General features: G+C 75.4%; 13 protein-coding genes. 6 read left to right on the top strand and 7 right to left on the bottom strand.

Annotation, left to right across the window (positions count from 1 at the left end; all coding sequences use genetic code 11):
• Window positions 1-98 precede the first annotated feature (98 nt).
• Window positions 99-1,415, top strand: a complete 1,317-nt coding sequence (locus CLV92_RS20165) for an erythromycin esterase family protein (RefSeq protein ID WP_104435805.1) — start codon at window positions 99-101, stop codon at window positions 1,413-1,415.
• Between the two features lie 61 nt (window positions 1,416-1,476).
• Here the strand turns inward: CLV92_RS20165 and CLV92_RS20160 are convergent, their stop codons facing one another.
• Window positions 1,477-2,238: an SDR family oxidoreductase gene (locus CLV92_RS20160; protein WP_104435828.1), complete on the bottom strand. Its 762-nt coding sequence runs from the start codon at window positions 2,236-2,238 to the stop codon at window positions 1,477-1,479.
• Between the two features lie 199 nt (window positions 2,239-2,437).
• On the opposite strand from CLV92_RS20160, the gene CLV92_RS20155 reads away from it, so the two are divergent.
• From CLV92_RS20155 to CLV92_RS20145, 3 genes are all read left to right on the top strand, one after another.
• Complete coding sequence (locus CLV92_RS20155; RefSeq protein WP_104435804.1) at window positions 2,438-3,493, top strand: dihydroxyacetone kinase subunit DhaK; 1,056 nt, start codon at window positions 2,438-2,440, stop codon at window positions 3,491-3,493.
• Entirely contained in the window at window positions 3,490-4,245 is a 756-nt protein-coding gene (gene dhaL, locus CLV92_RS20150; protein ID WP_211291320.1) for a dihydroxyacetone kinase subunit DhaL, read from the top strand. The genes CLV92_RS20155 and dhaL overlap by 4 nt, the downstream gene beginning before the upstream one ends.
• Before the next feature lie 99 nt (window positions 4,246-4,344).
• Window positions 4,345-6,441: a SpoIIE family protein phosphatase gene (locus tag CLV92_RS20145; RefSeq protein ID WP_104435802.1), complete on the top strand. Its 2,097-nt coding sequence runs from the start codon at window positions 4,345-4,347 to the stop codon at window positions 6,439-6,441.
• 43 nt (window positions 6,442-6,484) lie between these two features.
• Here the strand turns inward: CLV92_RS20145 and CLV92_RS20140 are convergent, their stop codons facing one another.
• Complete coding sequence (locus CLV92_RS20140) at window positions 6,485-6,901, bottom strand: ATP-binding protein (RefSeq protein ID WP_211291319.1); 417 nt, start codon at window positions 6,899-6,901, stop codon at window positions 6,485-6,487.
• Window positions 6,902-7,083: 182 nt separating this feature from the next.
• On the opposite strand from CLV92_RS20140, the gene CLV92_RS20135 reads away from it, so the two are divergent.
• Window positions 7,084-7,950, top strand: a complete 867-nt coding sequence (locus CLV92_RS20135) for a hypothetical protein (protein ID WP_104435798.1) — start codon at window positions 7,084-7,086, stop codon at window positions 7,948-7,950.
• A gap of 30 nt (window positions 7,951-7,980) precedes the next feature.
• On the opposite strand, the gene CLV92_RS20130 is transcribed toward CLV92_RS20135, so the two are convergent.
• The 4 genes from CLV92_RS20130 to CLV92_RS20115 form a co-directional block, all read right to left on the bottom strand.
• Window positions 7,981-10,290, bottom strand: coding sequence for a glycoside hydrolase family 65 protein (locus CLV92_RS20130; RefSeq protein WP_104435796.1), 2,310 nt, complete (start codon window positions 10,288-10,290; stop codon window positions 7,981-7,983).
• A gap of 71 nt (window positions 10,291-10,361) precedes the next feature.
• Complete coding sequence (locus CLV92_RS20125; RefSeq protein WP_245887002.1) at window positions 10,362-11,087, bottom strand: potassium channel family protein; 726 nt, start codon at window positions 11,085-11,087, stop codon at window positions 10,362-10,364.
• Window positions 11,080-12,459: a TrkH family potassium uptake protein gene (locus CLV92_RS20120; RefSeq protein ID WP_104435794.1), complete on the bottom strand. Its 1,380-nt coding sequence runs from the start codon at window positions 12,457-12,459 to the stop codon at window positions 11,080-11,082. The genes CLV92_RS20125 and CLV92_RS20120 overlap by 8 nt, the downstream gene beginning before the upstream one ends.
• Window positions 12,460-12,622: 163 nt before the next feature.
• A complete protein-coding gene (locus CLV92_RS20115; RefSeq protein ID WP_146099702.1) occupies window positions 12,623-14,476 on the bottom strand; it encodes an LGFP repeat-containing protein in 1,854 nt (617 codons plus the stop codon).
• Between the two features lie 350 nt (window positions 14,477-14,826).
• Here CLV92_RS20115 and CLV92_RS23000 point away from each other — a divergent pair, with 350 nt between their 5' ends.
• Window positions 14,827-15,798, top strand: coding sequence for a Gfo/Idh/MocA family protein (locus CLV92_RS23000; RefSeq protein WP_211291318.1), 972 nt, complete (start codon window positions 14,827-14,829; stop codon window positions 15,796-15,798).
• 75 nt (window positions 15,799-15,873) lie between these two features.
• Here the strand turns inward: CLV92_RS23000 and CLV92_RS20105 are convergent.
• Window positions 15,874-16,486 (bottom strand): glycoside hydrolase family 1 protein (locus CLV92_RS20105; protein WP_146099701.1); only part of this gene is annotated, 613 nt, incomplete at its 5' end.

Genomic DNA, 16,486 nt, shown 5'->3' with positions numbered 1-16,486 from the left:
CCCGCCGGAGCCCATCCATGCACGATCCGCTCCGCCGGGGACTCGGAAGCCCGCCCCCGGCCCGTTCGGCGGCGCCCCTGCGGGGGTATGGGACCTGCATGACGCACGACGTCGCCGAGCCGGTGCGCCGGGCGGCGCTGCCCCTGCGGGGGGAGGGCGACCTCGACCCCCTGCTGGAGCGCATCGGCGACTCCCGCTTCGTGCTGCTCGGGGAGGCCTCCCACGGCACCAGCGAGTACTACACCTGGCGGGCGGCGCTGACCCGGCGGCTGATCGAGGAGAAGGGGTTCTCGTTCGTGGCCGTCGAGGGCGACTGGCCGGACTGCCACCGCGTGAACTGCTCGGTCACCGCGTCTCCGGGTGCCCCGGAGGATCCCGCCGACGTGCTGCGCGGCTTCGGGCGGTGGCCGACGTGGATGTGGGCCAACGAGGAGGTCGTGGAGTTCACCCGGTGGCTGCGGGGGCACAACCTCGCGCTGCCCGAGGACGAGCGCGTCGGCTTCTACGGCCTCGACGTCTACAGCCTGTGGGACTCGCTGCGCGAGGCGCTGGCGTACCTGCGGGAGCACTCCCCCGACGAGGTGGAGAGCGCGCTGGAGGCGTTCCACTGCCTCGAGCCCTACGCGGAGGACCCGCAGACGTACGCCGAGGCGACGTGGCTGGTGCCGGCGACCTGCGAGGAGCCGGTGGTGGAGCTGCTCTCCCGTGTCCGCCGGGTCTCCGTCGGCACCGGCCGCGAGCGCGACGCCCGCTTCGACGCGGAGCAGAACGCCCGCGTCGCGGCGGGCGCGGAGGCGTACTACCGGGCGATGGTGCGCGGCGGCCCGGACGCGTGGAACCTGCGGGACCGCCACATGGCCGACACCCTGGACCGCCTGGTCGGCCACCACGAGGAGACGGCCCGGGCCCCGGTGAGGGCGGTGGTGTGGGAGCACAACACCCACATCGGCGACGCCCGGTTCACGAACATGGCGAAGGGCGGGATGGTCAACGTCGGCCAGCTCGCCCGCGAGCGCCACGGCGAGGACGACGTGGTGCTCGTGGGCTTCGGCAGCCACCGCGGGAAGGTGCTGGCTGCGCGGGCGTGGGACGCCCCGGGCCGCGCCGTGCCGCTGCCGTCGGCTCGGCCGGGCAGCGTCGAGGCGCTGCTGCACGACAGCGACGTGGGCCCCGCCGCCCTGTTCGTGTTCCCGCCGGCGCAGGAGCAGCCGGAATGGCTGACCGAGGTGCGGGCGCACCGGGCGGTGGGGGTCGTCTACCGCCCGGCGCAGGACCGGATGCGCAACTACGTGCCCACGGTGCTGGGCCGCCGCTACGACGCGTTCTGCTGGTTCGACCGGACCGGCGCGCTGACCCCGCTGCACGAGGAGCGTGCCGACGGCGCGGAGGACGAGACCTGGCCCTTCGGGGAGTGAGCGCGCCGGACGCTTCCGCGGGCGGTGGGTACCGGCCGGCGGAGGGACCGCGGCGCCCGGCCTACGGCCAGCCGCCCTCCAGCAGCGGCGTCACCGTCACCTCGTTGAGCACGGGCCGGCCGGGGCTCAGGGCCATCCAGGCGATGAGGTCGGCGACGACGGCGGGATCCAGCGACTCGCGCTCGTCGTGCTCCCGGTCCTCCGCCGAGGCGCGCTCCGCCGGGTCGAACGTGCCCCAGCTCGTGCTCATCGCGCCCGGGTAGAGGACGCAGGCCCTGATGCCGTCGGCGCGCCCCTCCGCGGCGAGGGACTGTGTGAGGCCGGTGAGTGCGAACTTCGTCGAGCAGTACGCCGACGCTTTCGCCCACCCGCGGCGCCCGGCGACGGAGGAGACGTTGACGACCAGCCCGCCACCGCCGCGGCGCATGTGCGGCATCGCCGCCCGGGCGAGGGCGAAGGGGGCGGTCAGGTTCACGGCGAGGACCCGCTCCCAGTCGTCGAGCGGCACCTCCTCGGCCGTGCCGGGCGCGTCCGTCGCGGCGGCGTTGACGAGCACGCCCAGTCCGCCGAGCTCGTCGGCCACCCGGTCCACGACGCCGCCGAGGGTGCCGGTGTCGGCGAGGTCCACCGGCAGCGGCAGGGCCCGCACGCCGTGGCCCTCGACCTCCGCGGCGGCCTGCGCCAGGTCCCGTTCGCTGCGCCCCAGCAGGGCCACGTCCGCCCCCGCTGCGGCCAGCCGGAGGGCGACGGCCCGGCCGAGACCGCTCGTCGCGCCGGTCACGAGGGCGGTGGTGCCCGTGAGCCGGGCCTCCTCAGCAGTCATCCAGGGATCCTCCGCGCCCCGCCGCCGGTGCGCCAGCCGGCACGCGCGGCCGACGGGCGCGGCGGGCACGTCCTCCCCGGCGCTGTGGGCGCCACGGCGAGGCGCCCACCCTCACCCACCGGTGGCGCAGCATCACGTACGGTGCCACTCTCGCCGCACCGGATGAAGCGTTCGGCGGGACGACCTCGAGGGGGTTCCGATGGCGCAGGAGGCGGCGGTCACGGCCGGTCCGCGCTCGGGTGCGCGCCGGCAGTTCCTCAACGACCCGGACGACGTGGTGGCGGAGGCGCTGGAAGGTTTCGCGCGCGCCCACTCGGACCTGGTGCGCTGGAACCGCGACCCCAGCTACGTCATCCGCGCCGACCACGGGGCGCACGGCTCGAAGGTGGGCCTCGTCTCCGGCGGCGGCTCCGGGCACGAGCCGCTGCACACGGGGTTCGTCGGCAGGGGGATGCTGGACGCGGCCGTGCCGGGGCAGGTGTTCACCAGCCCGACGGCCCTGCAGGTGGCCGCGGCCACGCAGGCGGTGGACACCGGCGCGGGCGTCGTGCAGATCGTGAAGAACTACACCGGCGACGTGCTGAACTTCCGCATCGCGGCGGAGATCGCGCAGGACGAGGGCGCGCGCGTGCAGCAGGTCCTCGTCGACGACGACCTGGCCACGGACCCGCAGCTGACGGGCAACCCCGACGGGCCGGGCCGGCGCGGCACCGCGGCCGTCGTGGCGGTGGAGAAGGTGTGCGGCGCGGCCGCGGAGGCCGGCGCGGACGTGGTCGAGGTCGCGGCGCTGGGCCGGCGCGTGGCCTCCTCCGCGCGGAGCCTGGCGGTGGCGCTGGAGGCACCGGCGCATCCCGGCCGGGACCGGCCCTCCTTCGACCTGGGCGAGCACGAGGTCGAGTTCGGGGTGGGCATCCACGGCGAGCGGGGCGTCGGCCGGCGGCCCTTCGCGCCGGCCGCCGAGCTGCTGCCGCAGCTGACGGCGCCGCTCGTGGAGTCCCTGGGCCTGCGGCGCGGGGACGCCGCCCTGGTGATCGTGAACGGCCTCGGCTCCACCCACCCGCTCCAGCTCTCGCTGGCCTACCGGGAGGTGACGCGCCTGCTGGACGGCCTCGGCATCACGACGGCGCGCTCCCTCCTCGGCTCGTACGTGACCGCGCTCGACATGACGGGGTGTTCCGTGACGCTCGTGAGACTCGACGACGACCTGCTGCGCCTGTGGGACGCGCCCGTGCGGACGGCGGCCCTGACGTGGTGACGCCGCAGGAGGGCCCCGCCGCGACGCGGCACGCGGACCTCAGCGTCTCCCCCGCCCAAGGCGCCGCCCCCGGCGCCGAGGACGCGGAGGAGCTGCGCGTCGAGCACGGGCCCGGCGGCGGCCGCCGCGCGGTGATGGACGTGGACCGCGCGCGCAACTGGTGGGAGGGCTTCGCCCGCGAGGTGGAGGAGCGCAGCGAGGAGCTCACCGAGCTGGACCGGATCTCCGGCGACGGCGACTTCGGCACGAACCTGCGCTCGGCGGTGCGCAAGGCCCGCGCGCGCCTGGAGGCGGGGCAGCCGCGCACCGTGGGCGAGGTCTTCACCGCGGTGTCGCTGGGCTTCCTCGACACCGGCGGCACCAGCGGCCCCCTGTTCGGGATGTTCTTCCGAGAGTTCGCCAAGGCGTGCGAGGGGCTGCCCGTCGTCGGCAGCGACGTGCTGGCCCGCGGCGCCCTCGAGGGGGTGCGCACGGTGCAGCGCCTCGGCGGCGCGCAGGTGGGCGACAAGACCGCGGTGGACGCGATGGCACCGGCGGCGGAGGCGCTGCAGCGGGCGGTGGACGCCGGCGCGGAGGTGACGGCCGCGATGGGCGCCGCCTACCGGGCCGCCGCGGACGGGGCGCGGTCCACCACGGCGATGCGGGCGCGGCGCGGGCGGGCCAGTTACGTGGGTGAGGTGGCGCGCGGCGTCGTCGACCCGGGCGCGCTCGCGGTGGCGTGGTTCTACGAGCGGGGCGCCACGGCCGCCTGAGCCGGCCGTCGGAGGCCGGGCCCCGCAGCGGCGGTGGGGCGGTGACGGCCGAGGGGCGGGGGTAGCCGGGAAGGTGCCCCACGCACCTATCCTGCAGGGGTGATCAGCAGGGTCCCGGACGGGGCGGCGGAGGCCGGGCGCGCACTGCCGGAGGTCGTGCACGACGAGTCGGCGGCCGTGCTCCTCGTCGACCTCGAGCAGCGGGCGGTGCTCTTCGCCAACGCGCTCGCCGAGCAGCTCGCCCCCGGGGTGGGTCTGCCCGCGGACCTGGAGGAGTGGTCGCAGCGGGCGGGGCTGGAGGCCTCCGACGCGGACGAGCCGGACGCCCCCCTCCTCCGCGTCGCCGCCGGGGAACCCGTGCAAGGCGAGGTGGTCACCGCCGCACGCGGCTCCGACGCCACCGACGCCCGGGAGCGGCTGTGGGTGGTGGGCCTGCCCCTCACCGACGCCCCGGCGCCGCTGTCGCGGCAGGCGCTGGTCGTCTTCCTGCCCCTGCGCGAACGGGCCGCGGTGCAGCGGGCGCAGGAGGAGGCACGGGACCTGCACTCGCGCGCGGTCATCGCCAGCGACCTCGCGTTCTGCATCTCCGACCCCCGCGTGCCCGACAACCCCCTCGTCTGGGTGAACCCCGCCTTCGAGCGCGCCACCGGCTACACCGCGGACGAGGTGCTGGGACGCAACTGCCGCTTCCTGCAGGGCCCGGACACCGACCGGGAGGCCGTCGGGCGCCTCCGCAAGGCCCTCGACGCGGGGGAGCCGGTCAGCGAGATCCTGCTGAACTACCGCGCGGACGGCACGGCGTTCTGGAACGAGGTGGTGATCTCCCCGGTGCGCGACGCCACCGGGGCCGTCACCCACCACGTCGGGGTGCAGTCGGACGTCACCCACCGGGTGCGGGCGGAGTTCGAGCGCGACGCGGCGCTGGGCGAGGCGCGGCGGGCGCGGCGCCGCCTGGAGTTCCTGGCCCGGGTCACCGACGCCCTCAGCCAGACGCTGGACCCGGAGGAGGCGCTGCAGCTGCTGCCGCACCTGGTGGTGCCGGACCTCGCGCAGTGGGCGTTCGCGACCGTCCTGGACGCCAAGGGCCGCCCGCGGCAGGTCAGCACCTCCCACGAGGACAGCGCCCGCAGCGCGGACGTGCGCCGCTTCCAGGAGCTGCAGGGGCAGTTCCTGCTGGAGTCGTCGACGACGCTGCAGGTGCTCAACGGCACCCTGGGCCCCACCCTGATCCCCGAGGTGACCCTGGACGCGGTGCGGGCGGGGGTGGCCCCGGACCTGGCCCCGACCATCACCACCCTCGGCCTGGGCAGCGCGCTGGTGGTGCCGCTGCGGGCGCGCGACGTCATCACGGGCTCGCTGACGCTGCTGTCGGGCGAGGCCCGCGCCCCCTACACGGAGGACGACCTGCAGACGGCCGTCGACCTGGGGCTGCGCGGCGGCCTGGCGCTGGAGAACGCCCGCCTCTACGCGCAGCAGCGGCGCAGCTCGGAGACGTTGCAGCGCAGCCTCCTCACCCCGCCGGTCAGCCTGGAGGACATCACCGTCGTGGCGCGCTACGTGCCCGCCGCCGAGGCCGCGCAGGTCGGGGGCGACTGGTACGACGCCTTCAGCCAGCCGGACGGGTCCACGGTGCTCGTCATCGGCGACGTCATGGGCCACGACGTCTCCGCGGCCGCCGCGATGGGCCACCTGCGCACGATGGTGCGGACGCTGGCCTACGACCGGGAGGCGGGTCCGGCGGAGGTCCTCGACCGCACCGACCGGGCCATGCAGGCCCTCGCGGTGGGGACGCTGGCCACGGCGGTGGTGGCGCAGCTGCGGCCGGCGGGGGCGGACGGGCGGCGGGAGCTGCGCTGGTGCCGTGCGGGTCACCTGCCGCCGCTGCTGCTGGCCCCGGACGGCTCGGTGGCCCTGCTGGGCGGCACCGGCCTGATCCTGGGCCTGGACGCCGAGCACGAGCGGGAGGACCACCTGGGCGAGGTGCTGCCGGGGTCCACGGTGCTGCTGTACACGGACGGCCTGGTGGAGCGGCGCGACGTCTCCATGGACGACCGCATCGAAGAGCTGCGCAGCGCGCTGGCCGAGCTGGCGCACCTGCCGCTGGACGAGCTGTGCGACGCGCTGCTGGCGCGGATGCTGCCCGGCGGCAGCGACGACGACGTGGCGGTCGTCGCGGTGCACGTCCACCCCCGCTGAACCGGGCGGGGCCCGCGGGAACTCCCCGGTCGGGACCGCCGGGTCAGAGCGGGAAGGGACCGTCCACGGGGAGGTCGCACCAGACGACCTTGCCCCCGGCGCCCCGCTCGGCGCCCCAGCGGCGGCTGAGGTGCTCGACGAGGGCGATGCCGCGCCCGGACGTGGCGTCGGCGGGTGAGTCGCGCCGGACGGGCAGCGCCGGCTCGCCGTCCTCCACCCGCACCCGGACGTCGCCGCCGAGCCGCTCCACCGCCAGGCGCAGCGGGGGGCGTCCGTGCTCCACGGCGTTGGCGACCAGTTCGGTGGCGACGAGTTCCACGAGGCGGCGCAGGTCGGTGCGCTGCTCCGGGGTGAGGTCCGCGGTGAGTTCCGCGCACCGCGCGGCCGCCCAGTGCCGTGCGCGGGAGACGGAGCCGAGGTCGTGTCCGAGCACGACGGCGCCGTCCCGGACCTGGCTCACCCCGCACTCCTCACGCCGTCGGCCCGCAGCCGCACCGTCTGACTCCCCTGCCCGGTCGAGCCTGCCCCATGCGCGGGGCACCGGCATCCGGGAACGCGTTCCGCCGCAGTCCGGTGCGGGGCGCGGTTGCTCCGAGCGGGTGGCGGCGGAATCCGGGGCGCGCTCGCCTACGAACACCGGTCATGAGCACGACGACCCCGCGCCCGGTCCCCCGCACCGCTCCCGCTGCGCAGGCGCAGCAGGAGCCGCCCGCACCGGTGCTCGACATGGGGACCTACGCCCGCACCACCTGCCGCGTGCGCGTCGACGACCTGGACCTCGACCGCTTCCGGGAGCACCCCCTGCCCGCGGACGTCCTGCACAGCGTCCACCTCCTCAGCGAGCTGGAGACGCACTCGATCCTGTTCCTGCGCGACCTGCTGGTGACGCCCTCCCACGCCGACGCCGAGGTCTCGGCGTTCCTGACGATGTGGAACTACGAGGAGTACGGCCACGGGCTGGCGCTGGACGCCGTGCTGCGGGCGCACGACCTCGACCCCCGGGACGGGGAGGAGCGGCTGCGCGCGGGCTGGCGCAGCAGGCTCGCCCCGGTGCGCCGCTCGCTGCTGGCCAACGCGGTGGGCGAGGACTTCGTGGCGCTGCACCTGACGTGGTGCCTCGTCGCGGAGCGCGTCTCCGAGGCCGCCTACGTCAGCCTCGCCGCCCGTTCCGGGGACCCCGTGCTCACGGAGGTCCTGACCCGGATCGCCGCGCAGGAGCGTCGCCAGGGCGACTGGTGCGCGGCCCAGGCGCGGATCCGGCTGGCGCAGTCCCGCAGCGCGCAGCGGGTGACCCGGGCAGTGATGCGCACGTCGTTCTCCGCACCGGGCGCGGGCGTGCTCGCGCCGGCCGACACGCGGCACCTGGCCCGGCACCTGTTCGGCGACGCGGCCGGGCTGGCGACGGCCCGCCGCATCGACGCCGAGGTCGACGCCCTGCCCGGCCTGGCCGGCCTGCGGGTCGTCGAGCGGGCCCGGGTGAAGTCGCTGGGCTGGAGGTCGCTGCGCTGAGCGGCTCTCCCCGGGCCCGTCCGGCGCCCCTCAGCGGCGGCGCAGCTCCCGCGGGTCGCGTCCCTTCGGCTGGGCGGGGCGCGGCTGCTCCGGCAGCGGCTCGATCCGCAGGGTGCGCGGGGAGCCCTGCTCGACGGTGAACTCCTCGCCGTGGTGGCAGGTGTCCACCGGCCCGCCCGAGACGACGGTGTAGGTGGCCTCCTGCCGGGTGATGCGGACCTCCAGGCACGAGCCGCGGTGCAGGGTGCGGAAGCACAGCTCGGTGAGGCCCGCCGGCAGCCGGGGGGTGAAGGCGAGGCGCCCGTCCGCGTCGCGCATCCCGCCGTAGCCGGCCACGAGCGCCGACCACGCCCCCGCGAGGGAGGCGATGTGCAGGCCGTCGGCGGTGGAGTCGCGCAGGTCGTGCAGGTCCACGAAGGCCGCCTCGTGGACGTAGTCCTCGGCGAGCCCGAGGTGGCCCACCTCCGCGGCGACGACCGCCTGGGTGGACGCCGACAGCGAGGAGTCCCGCACGGTCACGCCCTCGCAGTAGTCGAACGCGCGGCGCTTCTCCTCGGGCGTGAACGCGTCGGGGCGCAGGTGCATGGCGAGCACGAGGTCGACCTGCTTGGCGACCTGGCGCCGGTAGAGGCTGAAGTAGGGGAAGTGGTCGGCCAGCGGGTACTGCTGCGGCGACGTGCCCTCGAAGTCCCAGCGCAGGTGCGCCCCCGAGCGGGCGTGCGGCAGGTGCATCCCGTCCGCGGCGCGGGGGACGTGGACGGCGTCGGCGAGGCGCTCCCAGGTGGCGACCTCCTCGTCGTCGACGCCGAGGGCGGCGGCGCGGTCGGGGAAGCGGCGGACGAGGTCGAGGGCCGCGCGCAGGTTCGCCTGCGCCATGAGGTTCGTGTAGGCGTTGTCGTCGACGAGGGCGCTGTACTCGTCGGGGCCGGTGACGCCGTCGACGTGGAAGCGGCCCTCGTCGTCCTCGCGCCCCAGGACGCCCCACGTGCGGGCCGTCTCCACGACGAGGTCGGTGACGACCTCGCGGGCCAGTTCCTCGTCTCCGGTGGCGGCGAGGTGGCGCACCGCGGCGTCGGCGATGTCGGCGTTGAGGTGGACGGCCGCGGTGCCCGCCGGCCAGTACCCGGAGCACTCCCGGCCGGTGATGGTGCGCCAGGGGAAGGTGGCTCCCGCCAGGCCCAGCTCGGCGGCGCGCTCGCGGGCCGCGGGCAGCATCGCGTGCCGCCAGCGCAGGGCTGCCGCGGCGGCCGCGGGGCGCACGTGGTTGAGCATGGGCAGGACGAACACCTCGGTGTCCCAGAAGGTGTGCCCGTCGTAGCCGGTGCCGGTGAGGCCCTTCGCGGGGATCCCGCGGTCGGCGGCCTGCGCGGTGGCCTGCAGCACGTGGAAGAGGGCGAAGCGGACGGCCTGCTGGAGGTCCTCGTCGCCCTCGACGCGCACGTCGGCGTGCTCCCAGAACTCGCCCACGACGCGGCGCTGCTCGGCGGCCAGCCCCTCCCACCCGGCGCGGACGCCGACGTCGAGGTCGGCGCGCAGCTCGTCGAGCAGGTCGGCGCGGGCGTCCTTGTCCGCCCAGCCGAGCGCGGCGCACTTCACGACGCGCAGCTCGGACCCGACGGACAGGCGGGTGTCGGCGGTGGTGACGACCCGCTGCGGCAGGGCGTGGGTGCGCACGGCCGTGTCCGCCGGGCCGGTGACGTCGTGCTCCACGACGACCGCGATCGCCTGGCCGCTGCCGTCGGTGCGCTGGCGGAGGCTGCCGCCCGTGCGCCGCGCCTGCGTCACGGGGTCGTGCAGCTCCTCGCTCGCGACGGCCGCCGAGCGCACCTCCACGTGGATCCCCTGGTCCGCACGGTCGTGCGGGGCGTCGAGCACCTTCACGCGGTAGTCGACGGCCATCAGCCTGGGGTGCTCCAGCGGGACGAGCCGCTCGGAGCGGATGCGGACCGTGACGCCCGTCGGCGACGTCCAGCGGACCGTGCGGCGCAGGGTGCCGCTGCGCAGGTCGAGGGTCCGGTCGTGCTCGTGGAGCTCGCCGGTGCGGACGTCGAAGCGCTCCCCCTCGACGAACAGCTCGACGCGGGTGGCGTCGGGAACGCCCACGATCCGGTCCTGCACGCGCGGGTAGCCGTAGCTGTACTCCGGGTGCGTCATCGGCCAGACCTCGTAGGCGCCGCTGAGGTAGGTGCCCGGCGCACCCTCGGGGGCGCCCTCGTCCAGTCCGCCGCGCACGCCGAGCCGCCCGTTGGACAGGGCGAGCAGGGACTCGGTGCGCTCCAGCTGCGACAGGTCGAGCGGGCCCTCGCGGACGGCCCAGGGTTCGGCGGGATCGAGGTCCATGGGCGCATCCGAGCAGGACGGCGCGCCTCCCGCACCCCGAGCCGCCCCCGGAGCCGCCCCGCCCGGGCCGGTCAGCGGAGCTGGCTGAAGCGCTCCGCGGCCTCCACCGACCCGGCGACGATGATGGTGTCGCCGGGTTGGAGCACGGTCTCGGCGGTCGTGTAGGTGAAGCCCCCGCCGCGGGGCTTCACCGCCACCACGGTGACGTCGTGCCGTGCGCGGATGCGGCACTCGCCGAGGGGGCGGCCCACCGCCTCCGCGGGCGCGGTGGTGGTCACGAGGGCGAAGTCGGAGTCCACCTGCACGTAGTCCTTCATGCTGCCCCGCACCAGGTGTGCGAGCCGGCGGCCCATCTCCGCCTCCGGGTAGACGACGTGCGGGACGCCGAGCTGGGCCAGGATCTCGCCGTGCGGCGTGGTCAGCGCCTTCGCCCACACGTGCTCGATGCCGAAGCGCAGCAGCAGCGACGTCGCCAGCAGGCTGGCCTCGACGTCGATCCCGATGGCGACGACGGCGCGGTCGAAGTCGGGGACGGAGAGCTGCCGCAGCGCCGCCTCGCTGGTGGCGTCGGCACGCACGACCTGGGTGAGGTGCCCGTTGAGGGACTGCACGATGGCGGGGTCGTCGTCGATGCCGAGGACCTCCGTGCCCTGCGCCATCAGCTCCAGGGCGAGGGCGGTGCCGAAGCGGCCGAGGCCGATGACGACGACGGAGTCGGCGGCGGCGACGCGGCGGGCGGTGCCCAGGCCGCGCCGGCCCAGGATGCGGCCGAGGAAGCCGGGGGTCGGGTCAGCCAATGACGGGTCTCTCCTCGGGCAGTTCGTAGAGCCTCGGACGCTGCTTCAGCGCGAGGGCGGAGGCGAAGGTCACCGGGCCGATGCGGCCGGCGAACATGAGCACGACGAGGAGGAGCTTGTCCCCGTCGGGGAGGCCGCCGGTGATGCCCGTGGACAGGCCGGTGGTGGCGAACGCGGAGACCGCCTCGAAGAGGACCGGGGACAGGGCGTGGTCGGTGGTGAGCAGCAGCACGAACGTGGCGGCCGTCACGGCCGCGGCCGCGAGGGCGACGAGGGCGAGCGCCTCGCGCTGCGCGGAGCGCGACAGCCGCTTGCCGAAGGCGGTCACGGACTCCTCCCCGCGGACCTCGGCGACGACGACGAGCACCAGCACGGCGATCGTGGTGATCTTCAGGCCGCCCGCGGTGCCCGCCGGCCCGCCGCCGATGAGCATCAGCAGGTCGGTGCTGAGCAGGGTGGCCTCGGAGAAGGCCCCGACGTCCAGGGTGTTGAACCCGGCGGTGCGGGACACGACGGAGTGGAAGAACGCCGCGAGGAGCTTGCCGGGCACGTCGAGCGGGCCGAGGGTCGCGGGGTTGCGCCACTCCAGGGCCGCGGTGACGGCGGCGCCCAGCGGGAGCAGCACCGCGGTGCCGAGCAGGACGAGCCGCGTGCCGAGCCCCCAGCGCAGGGGGGAACCCAGGTGCCGGCGCAGTTCCAGCAGCACGGGGAACCCCAGTCCGCCGATGATGACGGCGGCGGAGACGGGCAGGCAGATCCAGGGGTCGTCGACGAACCCCACGAGGTTGTCGGAGTACAGGCCGAAGCCGGCGTTGTTGAAGGCGGAGACGGCGTGGAAGACGCCGAGCCACAGGGCGCGTGCCGGCGGTTCCCCGTAGGTGAGCGCGAAGCGCAGCGCCAGGACCGCCGCGACGACCACCTCCACCACCAGGCTCGTGCGCACGATGCCCAGCAGGATCCGGCGCACGTCCCCGGTGGCGAGGGTGCGTGACTCCGCGCCGGCGGTCAGCCGGGCGCGCACGCCGAGCCGGCGGGCCAGCAGCAGGGCGAGGAGGGACGCGGAGGTCATGACGCCCAGACCCCCGAGCTGGATCAGCCCCAGGATCACCGCCTGCCCGAAGGGGCTCCAGTAGGTGGCGGTGTCCACCACCGCCAGGCCGGTGACGCACACCGCGGAGGTGGCGGTGAAGAGCGCGTCCACCCACGGCGCACCCTGCGGGGCGACGCGGGAGACGGGCAGCAGGAGCAGGACGGTGCCCGCGAGGACCGCGGCGAGGAACCCACCGGCGACGTAGCGGGCGGGCGAGGGCTGGCGGACGGGCGCCGCGAACGGTGGGCCGCTGCCGCCGCCGCGCTGCCGGGGAGCGGGCACCGCGCGACAGTAACCAGCCGCGGGGCGCCCCGCACCGTGACGCCACGTCAGGGCGGGCTCGCGCCGGGGTTCCGGTGCGGGACAGGCCCTAGTACTACTTCGTCAGGTCGCGGTGAGCAGTTGGTCGTGGAGCGGCGGCCTGCAGGCGGATGCTGTTGATCGCTCAGCGGATGCGGCCGGTGACGGGGTTGAAGGTGAGGGAGCCGCGCTCGAAGTCCTGCCGCACGCCGCCGCGGACGCTGATCTCACCGCTGGTGGGGTAGCCGAGCCTGGAGGTGGTCTCCCCGAGCCTGGTGTAGGCCTTCGCGATCTCGCCCTTGACCTCGTGGGCGCCGATGCCGGGCTTCCACAGGACGGTGGCCTGCTGGAAGGTCTGGCGGACGCCTCCGTTGGGCAGCGAGATCTCGGCGCTGGTGGGCAGGCCGAGCGTGGACAGCATCGGGGTGAGGGCCTGCGAGGGGTTGCCGAGCGTGGAGAGGTTGGTGATGTCTGCGTCGAGGTAGCTGCGGAGGATGTCACCGCCGACGGGGTGGGCGCCAGTGCTCGGGCTCCACAGCATCGCCCCGCCCTGGAAGGGCTGCAGGGCGGCGCCGCCGGCCAGGGGCCGCTCTGCCGCGGTGGGCAGGCCGATGGACAGCGGCTGGGTGAGGTCGGCGGTCAACTTGGTCAGGGAGCGGCCGATGTCGCCGATGACCGGCTTCGCGCCGGTGTCCGGGCTCCACAGCATCGCCCCGCCCTGGAAGGGCTGGACCACGCCGCCACCGGTCAGCGGCCGCTCCGGGCCGGCGGGCAGGCCCAGCAGGTCCAGCGGCGAGGGCTTGGTCGGGGTGGGCGTGGTCGGTGCGGTCAGCGTCGGCAGGAACGTCTTGCCGATGTCGCCGATGACGGGCTGGGCGCCGGTGCCCGGACTCCACAGCATCGCCCCGCCCTGGAAGGGCTGGATGACCCCGCCACCGGTCAGCGGCCGCTCCGGGCCGGCGGGCAGGCCCAGCAGGTCCAGCGGCGAGGGCTTGGTCGGGGTGGGCGTGGTCGGTGCGGTCAGCGTCGGCAGGAACGTCTTGCCGATGTCGCCGATGACGGGCTGGGCGCCGGTGCCCGCGCCCCACACCATCGAACCGGTCTGGAAGTTCTGCAGCTCAGCGCCGCTGGGCAGGACGATCGGTGCCTGGGTCGGGTAGCCCATGTTGATCGTGAAGGTGCAGTTGTAGCCGTCCCGGGTGACCGGGGAACAGCTGTTCATGCTGTTGAAGACGGCAAGCTTGACCGGGTGCGCACCGGTCAGCGGGCTCCACATGACCGAGCTGCGCTCGAACGGCTGGATGCGCCCACCCCCCAGCGCGCTCTCCGGGGCCAGGGGCAGTCCCAGCGGGCTCGGCTTGGTGAACCCGATCGTCGCCTGGTCGAGCAGGTCGTGGATCGCGCCTTGGACGGGCTGCGCTCCGGTGGCGTCGCTGAACAGGATGCTGCCGCCCTGGAAGGTCTGCGCGATCCCGCCGCCCGGCAGGGTCTTCTCCTCCGCGGTGGGCAGGCCCAGCGAGGACGTGGAGGCGCCCAGGTCACCGTAGGCGCCCTGGATGGCTCCACGCACCACGACCCTGCCACCGCCGGGGGCGGTGTAGGTGGTTGAGCCGTCCGGGTTGACCACCGGCGCACCCGGCAGCAGCGGCGCAGGGACGGGAGCGGGCTGCGGCGCCGGCACGGGCGCAGGTGCGGGCACCGGAGCCGGTGTGATCTCCGGGGCGGGCGCGATCTCGGGATCGGGTGCGGGACCAGGATCCGGAGCGGGCGACAGGACGGGTGCGTCCGGATCCGGGGCGGGGACCGGTTCGGGAGCGGGGGCCAGGACGGGGGCGTCCGGGTCGACCACGATCGAGGCCACCATCGACGTCACGGCCGCGGCGCTGGCCGACGTAGGCATACCCGCGCTCAGCAGGGACAGGACCGTCAGGCCGACCACGGCACGTGCAGCGCGCTCACCTGCCCCGTTGCGGCGGGTGGAGGAGTGAGAAGCGCGCATGGTCAGCGACCTCCAGTCGGCAGCAGTGGCGTCCCGCGTCCCGGGCACCGAGGATTGGATCGGCAGCGCACCGGCGGCCCTGACTAGCCCGGCTCGGTGACGCACTGCCCAGCTCTTCCACCGACCTGACGAATCACCACGAGGGCCTGCCCCGCGGATCCACGGCGCGCTGATCGGCGTCCGGTCGGATGCAGCGCCAGGCCGACGACGGATCGATACCCGGGGTCGGATCGAGCTGGAGGAGAACGCCGCGGGGCGCCGTCAGGTCGGGCTCGCGTCGGGGTCCCGGCGCCGGACAGGCCCTAGGGTCGTGCCGGTGCCACCGGGGGCACCCCGCCGGAGGGAGAGCCGTGAGCGTTCGCTGGGGTTTCATCGGCACGGGGGGCATCGCCCGCAAGGTCGGGGCGGCGCTCGGGGCGGCGGAGGGCGGTGCGCGCTACGCGGTGGCGTCGCGGGACGCGGAGCGGGCGGCGCGGTTCGCCGCGGAGAACGGCTTCGAGCGCTCCCACGGCTCCGTCGAGGCGCTGCTCGCCGACGACGTCGACGTCGTCTACGTCGCCACCCCCCACCCGCAGCACCTGGTCGCGGCGCGCGAGGCGCTGCAGGCGGGGAAGCCGGTGCTGGTGGAGAAGCCGATGACGGCCACCCTCGCCGGTTCCCGGGAACTGGTGCAGCTCGCCCGCGACACCGGCACGTTCTGCATGGAGGCGGTGTGGACGCGCTTCCTGCCCGGCACCGAGGCGCTGCTGGACGTGGTGCGCCGCGGCGAGATCGGGGAGGTCCGCTCGCTGCACGCGGACCTGGGCGCCCCGGCACCGGTGGACGCGGCGAGGTTCTGGGACCCGGCGCTGGGTGGCGGCGCGCTGCTGGACGTGGGGCCGTACCCGGTGCGGCTGGCGCACCTGCTGCTGGGGCCGCCGACGAGCGTGCAGGCGGTGGGCTGCCTGTCGCCGGGCGGGGTGGACGTGCAGGCGGGGTTGCTGCTGGGCCACGCCGGAGGGGCGCTGTCCGCCCTGTCGGTCAGCATCTCCTCCCACTCGGCGCAGCGCGCGTGGGTGGAGGGCACCGAGGGCTGGGTGGAGGTGGGGGCGCCGATCTACGCGGCGCCGAGCCTGGTGCTGCACCGGCCGGGGCGGGAGCCGGAGGCGGTGGAGTTCGCCGAGTCCCGCGGCCACGCCCACATGCTGGAGCACGTCCACGAGTGCCTCGCGGCGGGGCGCGTGGAGAGCCCGCTGCTGCCGCTGAGCGGAACCCTGGAGGTGATGGCGGTCCTGGACACCGCCCTCGACGCGCTCGGGGCGGTCCGCACCGTGGAGGCCTGACGGCCCGGGGCGGGGACGTTCCGCAGGCGACGCACGGGCGCGTCGCAGCGAAACGTCCCCGCCCCGGGGTGGTGCTCAGGCCGGACCGGGCAGCGCGCCGCTGCGCGCGACGCCGGCGTACCAGAGCGCGCTGTCCTTGAGGGTGCGGACCTGGGTGGTGTAGTCGACGTGGACGATGCCGAAGCGCTTGGAGTAGCCGTAGGCCCACTCGAAGTTGTCCAGCAGCGACCACAGGTAGTACCCCGTGACCGGGGCGCCCGCCTCGATCGCGTCGAGCACGGCGCCGAGGTGGTCGTGCAGGTACTGGATGCGCGCCAGGTCGGCGACGCGGCCGTCCTCGACGACGTCGGGGTAGGCCGCGCCGTTCTCCGTGACCATCAGTTCCAGCCCGGGGTGCTCGCGGTGCATGCGCAGCAGCAGTTCCCGCATGCCGCGGGCGTCGATGCCCCAGCCCATGTCGGTCTTCTCGCCGGGCTGCTCGGGGAACTCCACGAGGTGCGCGGAGCCCACCCACGGGCTGTGGGCGCTCGCGCCGTGCCCGTCGGCCTCCTCCCGGGGGGTGGCGCCGTCCCAGGCGCGGACCACGGTGGGGCTGTAGTAGTTGATGCCGAGCAGGTCGAGGGGCTGGTGGATGAGGTCGAGGTCGCCGTCGTGGACGAAGGACCAGTCGCTGACCCCGGCGGTGTCG

The sequence above is a fragment of the Kineococcus xinjiangensis genome (genome assembly GCF_002934625.1).
Classification (GTDB): Bacteria; Actinomycetota; Actinomycetes; order Actinomycetales; family Kineococcaceae; genus Kineococcus_A; species Kineococcus_A xinjiangensis.
Note: the sequence above shows the minus strand (reverse complement) of the source record. Positions and strands in the feature narration are given on the sequence as shown.